We start from the raw sequence: 7640 nt of genomic DNA, 5'->3' as shown, positions 1-7640 counted from the left end.
ATTTCTCCGGTGTATCGTAGCGCCAATGCCAACGGGTCCTGTTCTCACCTGTTCGGACATAATCAGGCTGGGCGAGGAAATATTTTTCTTCCTTCAGCAGCGGATCCGGAAAGGTGACATCACGATACAAGTCATCGACTTCCTCCGACCAAAAATATTGGTCCTCAGCAGGGTCGTGGGCATGGGGTGCGGAAAAACTCAAAGATAAGGCAAAAGGTCGATCCGCAGACTGGTTCTTGATAAATTCCTGTGCTTGATGCGAAGTGTATTTGGTGAGATGGACAGTATCACCATCAATGGTTTTATAGAAATATCCCCGATAGTCGGGATACCTTGTATTGCGATCGTAATCATCTCCTATGTCAAACAATTTCTCAAAACCCGGATAATTTATCCCGAATTTTCCAAAGAATGCAGTTTCATATCCTGCTTCCCTCAGCAGAATCGGATAGGATTTTTCAGCATATTTTTCCTGAAGCGTCTGCCCAAAAGTATAACCGTGTGTGCGCTCATAGAGTCCGGTAAGAATACTCGCCCGGCTCGCTGCACAGATAGGTGTGGTTACAAATGCATTCTTGAAATATACCCCTTCCCGTGCCAACCGGTCCATCTCAGGAGTCTGAATCAGCTCATTTCCTGAGTATCCAAGGGCATCCCATCGCTGATCATCGGTAAGAATAAAAATGAGATTGGGTTTCTTTTGCTGCGCAAAAACCACCGAACTTAAACATAAGAGTAGAAAAATAAATGATGTTTTCAAAGGAATGGGTTTAGCTTGGTCTTTTAAATCTAATAAAAAAAGAGCCATAATGTCCCATGAATATGGCATTCCCAAGAAAATTGAAAATCAGTTTTGGATGATCTGTTGGTGAGTCCAAGGTTCAAAGAAAGGGCCCATCCGGAAGTTATTTTTAATGAGTATCTGGATGAATTCTCCTAAAAGATGTTCTTTACGTTACAGTAAATTGAGTCGTTATTTTTATAGCTACTTTTTTTTTTGGCAAAAAAAGTAGCCAATCCCGATAAATATCGGGACAAGACGGCGGAATCCTATCCACGCACAAGGCCTATGCCGGCCCGGTCCGCCGTCATTCCTCCCCACCTCGAACATATAAGGCTCAGTTTTAGGTTGAAAATTTGGGAATTTGTCGGGTATGTGCAACAATCCGGATACACATGTTATTTTTTATGCTATTCCACAATAATTCCGGTATAATGGTACTTCAATAAATTTCTTGGCAGGAGATTGAAATGTACTTCTTACAATAAATAAATCAGGCATGATTCAATTATTGTCAGCCAGGTTTTTACTTTCCGCCTGATGCATATTTGAAATGCCCTTTAACAATGCATCCGGGTTGAAGGAAATACTGTCAATACCGCAATCGACCAAAAACTGCGAATACTCAGGGTAGTCGCTTGGTGCCTGACCACATAAGCCGATTTTGACGCCTGCTGCTTTTGCTTTTTCGATAGACATGCGGATCAACTGCATCACGGCAGGATCAAAAGGGGAGAAGATGTCGCTGAGCAATTCCGAATCCCGGTCGGCCCCAAGGGTTAATTGGGTCAGGTCATTGGAACCAATGGAAAAGCCATCAAAATGTTTGGCAAACTCCTCGGCTTGCAAAGCATTGCTTGGAATCTCCACCATCATGTACAGTTCCAGATCCTTTTTACCCCTTACCAATCCATTTTCCTTCATAAGCTCACTGACCTTGGTGGCTTCATTCACCGTTCTCACAAATGGCAGCATCAGTTTTACATTGGAAAATCCCATTTTCTCCCGCACCATTTTCATCGCTTCGCATTCCATCACAAAAGCATCTTTGTATAAAGGATGATAATACCGTGAGGCTCCTCTGAAACCGATCATTGGGTTTTGTTCATCAGGTTCAAATTGCTTTCCACCAAGTAGATTCGCATATTCATTTGATTTGAAATCACTCATTCTTACGATTACATCTTTGGGATAAAAAGCAGCGGCAATCGTTGCAGTGGCCTCGGCTAATTTGTGGATGAAATAGTCCTTTTTGTTGGGATAATGATGGGTGAGGGATTCAATTTCCTTTTTTACAGTCGCATCTTTCAATTGGTCAAAATGATGCAAAGCCATCGGGTGAATCTTGATCGTATTGTTGATGATAAATTCCATACGCATCAGTCCCACCCCATTATTTGGGAATAAGGAATACCGGAAAGCCCTGTCAGGATCAGCCAAAATGAGCATGATCTTGGTTTTAGGCATTTCAATTTTGGAGGTGTCAATCTCCTGTTCATCCCATGTGCCTTTGCCTTCATACACAAAACCGGTGTCTCCCTCGGCAGTGGAGATGGTCACAACTTGACCGTCTTTAATTACTTTGGTGGCATTGCCGGATCCGACAATCGCGACTGCACCTACTTCCCGTGCAACAATCGCCGCATGCGAAGTTCTGCCGCCCTGATCGGTAATTATTCCCGCTGCTTTTTTGAGTATGGGATCCCAATCAGGATCGGTTCTTCCTGTAACCAGAATTTCGCCCTTATTCAGTTTGTCAATATTCTTTGGGGAATCCAATCGCCTTGCAATACCTGAAGTGATACGGTTTCCTAAGCCTATTCCTTGACAGATCAATTTCCCTTTTTCTTTGATTTGATATTCTTTGAATTGGCTCTTGTTTTTATTTTGGCTGTGCACGGTTTCCGGGCGGGCCTGAACGATAAATATTTCATTGGTGTCGCCATCTTTTGCCCACTCAATGTCCATGTGCCGCTCGTAATGCTCTTGGATAATAACTGCCCACTTTGCCAATTGGATTACTTCTTCATCATTGAGGATATACTTTTGTCTGTTTTCAGGAGAGGTATCGAGATTGATGATGGCATCTTCCGGTTTCTGGATCTCAGCCATTTTTTTGTCCGCATACACCATTGTTTTAGCCTTACTACCCAATTTTCTAGAGATAATGGGTTGATTTACTTTTCCGATAAATGATTTATAAACCAAAAACTCATCGGTGTTTACGCTTCCCTGCACCACATTTTCACCTAGACCCCAAGCCCCGGAAATAAGTGCCACCTTATCAAATCCCGTATCCGGATCGAGCGTAAACATGACACCTGCACAGGCTTTATCAGACCTGACCATGATCTGTACGCCTATGGATAAGGCAACTTTCATGTGGTCAAAACCATTGTCGACCCGGTATTTTATGGCTCTGTCGGTGAAAAGTGACGCATAGCAACGGTGGCAGGCTGCAATCAGGTTTTCCTCGCCCTGCACATTGAGATAAGATTCCTGCTGACCTGCAAAACTTGCATTGGGTAAATCCTCGGCTGTTGCACTGCTACGCACCGCTAAAGAAACCGGGCTTCCAGCACGCTTTTCCAATTGTTTGTATGAAGCTGTTATCTCCTCACTCAATTCTTTTGGGAAAGTGGCATCGAGCAGGAGTTGCCTGGTTTTTGATCCAATCTCAGAAAGGTTCCTAAATGTTTTCAAGTCCAATTCTGAAAGAATAGCCGTCAGTTTGGGTACGAGTTTGTTTTCATTGAGGAAACTCCAATAACCTTTACTTGTCACTGCAAAACCATCGGGTACTTTTATTCCTTTGGAGGACAGTTCTGAAAACATTTCTCCCAAGGAAGAATTTTTTCCGCCTACGAGATCGATATCCTTTAATTGTATTTCTGAAAAGTTTTTTATCTGTTTCATATTGATTTTTGAATTAAGCTTCCCATTTTTTCTACTTGTGATCTACTTTCTGCTTATATGCCAAAGAGATCACATACAAGTGCCTTCCTTTTTTAATAATCGGATAAGCCTGCGATCGGTATCGGAAATAGTAAATCAACGAGGATATTATGATGCGCCCGGGAAATATGCTCTTTAAATGTTTTCATGCTTTGATGGAAAACAGCTTTGTTTTTGGGTCCTAATTTTGACACAATGCTTTCGATGTTGTTTAATTCAGCTTTGATGGCAACATCTCTCTTGGCTTTTCCCTGAGGAAGTGAGTTGTTTAGTTCCTTCAGGTTTCTTTCAAAATTCCCATTGACTTCTTTGAAGAAATCAGCCAATAGGGGATCAGAGGAGTAGGTTTTGACATGGGCAAACTCAATGGCTGAATGTTTTTCGGTATCATCCAATTTCCCATCTGTATTCGCTGCGAGCAAGGAAACATAGACGGGGAATTTGAGAAGCAATTTATATTCCCCTGGGCTTAGGTAATTGAATTTGATGGTCATAGTGGCTTTATTTTTAATTAGAACAGTTTTTCTTTAATCGCTTTTTCAGTTACAGGATATACCAAACCGTAATCCTCAGATACTAACTTCTCATCCTTACTGAGGTATTTCAATTGATTTAATAGGTACTTGAATGATCCATCCAAATACCTAGTTTCTTATCTGTTTTCATTTTCCTTTATTTTTGATATGAAAACTTTCGAAACGGTTATTACAAGATTTTTTTAATGATCTTTTAACCGACTCATGATGGTGCCTAAAGCAGCTTTCAGTTTATCAATAGCTCCAGATACTGCCTGTTCGACGGTGTCTGCCTGATCTGAAACAGCAATGGGTTTCCTGCCTTCGATTCTTGCTTCCAATAAACACCGTATGTCATTAATGCCTTCTTTTTTACCGTTTTGGTCGGTTAGATGAACTTCGATCCTCGTAATATGAGACCGGAATCTATCAAGTTCATTTTCGATTTGATCAGAGAAAAACTCCTGATGTTTTACATCACCATTGATGGTTTTGTCTGTATTAAACTGGATTATCATTTTTAAATGTTTTTTAAATGTTGTGTAATTTTTTTCAACCCTTATCTTCATCCAGGTCATTATGGTTGTCTCCACCCAAGCTGTAATAGTTGTTCTCTTCATCCTCACTCCCTACACTTTCTTGTTGGTCGTCCAATTCTGATCCGGGAACATCCAAATCATCGCCCGACATGTCCACTGCAAAATCCTTTTCATTCATTGATCCCACATCTTCATTCGGAGCTTTGTTTTTTGAAAGATCACTCGGGTTTAGTTTCATTTCTTTTTTCCCTTGGGCATAAATATCCTCTGAAGGTGGGTAGAGTGGATATCCCTCCAGCTTTACGGACTTCGAGCCAACTTTTGGTTTTTTAGGTTCATGAGTTTTTGAATACTTTTCAAACATCCCCACTAAAGAGTTGTGGTATTCTTTCAGACTTTTAATATTTATTTCATCATCACCCTTTCCTGAAAAATCAGAGGGCATTTCCTTGATGTATTTTGATAATTCCGGAAATTCCTTTTGCATTTTCATCGTGATATTGACGATATCTTTTTCCAATTCTGCTGCTGTTTTCATGCTATGGTTGCTTTAAGATGGTTCACTTTATCTTTTGAACATTGCTTTATAAAAATGGAAACATCATTACATGATTCCCTTCTTCTTTGATATCTATATTACGATTTCTAAATTTTATTGGCAGTGATTATTGGCACATTAAGGAATATGATTGGGAGAAATGCGCTTTGTTTTTTTATCGATCATGATTGATAAAGTTATCCGCATTCAAGGCTACGATGACTTCATTTCTTCTGCCGAAAAGCTGATAAGGAGGATTATAACCCAGATAGCGAAAATTTCCGTAGTAGGTAAGTCCTTTTTCCTTTAAAGCTTTTTCAAGCTTGCCTCGGTATTTCTTTATTCTTTTGGTAGATGAAAAACCACCGAATGTTATGACAGCCGCATATTCAGGTTCTGAGGTTTCAATGACTATTTCAGCATTGTCCGGTTTTGGTAAATCATCTTTTTTGAAATTAGAAGGCATCACAAATGCCATGGTTGATATCGAATCACCAATATCCATATGGACAGGCGAGGTCATGGCTATTTGTTTCTTCTCGCTGTTGCCTCCAAAAATATATTTTGCCAATTTACCAAATCCGGAATAGCCCAAATCGCGGTAAGACTTTGAAGTCGACGTGATTTTGGCCATGATAGCAGCAGGATAATACCTTATTTCAAACAGTTTTTCTTTCTGAATCACCTTGTAACCTTGGGTTTCTGTTTTACTGCTTGACATGGTAGTATATATTTGAAAAATGATGAATATGCCGATAGCGACAGTTGAAATCGTTTGTAAGATTTTAAAGCGACCAGAATTTCTTTGCAATTTCAGCATTGGTTTTCGTCCAAGAACTTGGTGAATTCAGGGTAATATTCTTCAACCAAAACTTTCACCAAGACAAATTTTTGGCAGGATTTTCTTCTTATTTTCCAAGTTGGAATTAATTGCGCTGAGAATTAATTTACGTACCAGTATAAAGTTGGTCCCTATTCATTTCTAAAACCTTACACAATTTCAAAGGATTGTTATATAATTTTTGGGAAGGTTTTTAGGGTTTTATAAGTCATTAAAGGATTCCTTTCTCTATTGCTGAAAAAAATTGAATGAAGTGGGTATGAAATATGGAGCTTATTTTAATTGTTTTGGATTAGAATACAATCTTTAAAAGGAAAAATGAAAAACCATGAATTCGGATTGTATAGCCGGGGTTTTTGGAAAATCTGACGAAAAGTAAGAAGAGTAATGGCAGGTCAGGAGAGTTTAGAAAGTCTATCCGATAAGAAGTTTTCATGGATGAAAAATCTATAACTCGCCGCTTGGCCTGCCATTACTGATAAAAAAATCAACAGTTACTATTATTCATTATTTGGTGAAATCATTTTATAAACTATTCCTGCCAAAATAGCCCCTACAATAGGTGCTACCCAAAACAACCACAATTGGCCCATGGCCCAATCTCCGACAAATAACGCTTGGCTTGTACTTCTAGCAGGGTTTACAGAAGTATTTGTTACAGGAATACTGATAAGATGTATCAGAGTTAAAGCAAGACCTATTGCGAGGCCTGCAAATCCATTTGGGGCTTTTGGATGAGTAGCTCCAAGAATCACAATTAAAAACATGAATGTCATTACAACCTCAGTAACAAGGGCAGCAAGCATGTTATATCCATCAGGAGAATGCTCACCATACCCGTTAGCTGCAAAGCCACCCAACTCGAAACCTGATTTTCCTGAAGCAATCAGATACAAGATTCCAGCACCTGCAATGCCCCCTAATACCTGGGCTGAAATGTAGGGGAGAAGCTCTTTTTTATCAAAGCGACCGCCGGCCCAAAGTCCGATAGAAACAGCAGGGTTCAGATGGCAACCAGAAATATGCCCGATGGCATAGGCCATAGAGACCACCGTTAATCCAAATGCAATCGCCACTCCGACAAATCCAATTCCGAGCTCTGGATAAGATGCTGCCAATACAGCACTACCACAACCTCCTAAAACTAACCATAAGGTCCCGATAAACTCTGCCACTAATTTTTTCATAGATTTTTCATTTTAGTTTATAAATACTTCAAGTAAGATTCTTTCACATGTTTGGTGTGTTTTGCGGAAGAAATACAAAAACAAATTATGCTACGCAGGTAAACCTTACTAAAATACATATTTCAATTGCATACTGCAAAAAAACCTACATTTTGTTTTGTGTTTCTATGTTATATTTTTATTTAATTTTTTGTATTGACCAACAAAAAAAAATAAAAGAATGAAAAAAGATGAAATGTAGTGATCTATTTCTCTCATTTTGAAAGTGAATCTGATATTCCCTC

At 39.6% G+C, this 7640-nt stretch carries 7 protein-coding genes; all 7 read right to left on the bottom strand.

Annotated features, from left to right (window positions below; genetic code table 11):
* A partial coding sequence (locus tag ACZFYI_RS12310; protein ID WP_462524431.1) for a sulfatase-like hydrolase/transferase occupies positions 1 to 760 on the bottom strand: 760 nt, incomplete at its 3' end.
* A 525-nt stretch (positions 761 to 1285) separates the two neighbouring features.
* The gene (ppsA, locus tag ACZFYI_RS12305) at positions 1286 to 3697 is read right to left on the bottom strand and encodes a phosphoenolpyruvate synthase (protein WP_462524430.1); all 2412 of its coding nucleotides are present in this window, start codon (positions 3695 to 3697) and stop codon (positions 1286 to 1288) included.
* Positions 3698 to 3789: 92 nt separating this feature from the next.
* Positions 3790 to 4230 carry a hypothetical protein gene (locus tag ACZFYI_RS12300; RefSeq protein WP_462524429.1) on the bottom strand — a complete coding sequence of 147 codons (441 nt, stop codon included), beginning with the start codon at positions 4228 to 4230 and terminating at the stop codon, positions 3790 to 3792.
* Between the two features lie 224 nt (positions 4231 to 4454).
* Entirely contained in the window at positions 4455 to 4769 is a 315-nt protein-coding gene (locus ACZFYI_RS12295) for an HPF/RaiA family ribosome-associated protein (protein ID WP_462524428.1), read from the bottom strand.
* A 34-nt stretch (positions 4770 to 4803) separates the two neighbouring features.
* Positions 4804 to 5328 (bottom strand): hypothetical protein, encoded by a 525-nt coding sequence (locus tag ACZFYI_RS12290; RefSeq protein ID WP_462524427.1) that lies wholly within the window; start codon positions 5326 to 5328, stop codon positions 4804 to 4806.
* A 175-nt stretch (positions 5329 to 5503) separates the two neighbouring features.
* Positions 5504 to 6049 carry an SOUL family heme-binding protein gene (locus tag ACZFYI_RS12285; protein WP_462524426.1) on the bottom strand — a complete coding sequence of 182 codons (546 nt, stop codon included), beginning with the start codon at positions 6047 to 6049 and terminating at the stop codon, positions 5504 to 5506.
* 620 nt (positions 6050 to 6669) lie between these two features.
* Positions 6670 to 7356 carry an aquaporin Z gene (gene aqpZ, locus ACZFYI_RS12280; protein ID WP_462524425.1) on the bottom strand — a complete coding sequence of 229 codons (687 nt, stop codon included), beginning with the start codon at positions 7354 to 7356 and terminating at the stop codon, positions 6670 to 6672.
* Positions 7357 to 7640 lie beyond the last annotated feature (284 nt).

Source organism: Aquiflexum sp. (assembly GCF_977115555.1).
Note: the sequence above shows the minus strand (reverse complement) of the source record. Positions and strands in the feature narration are given on the sequence as shown.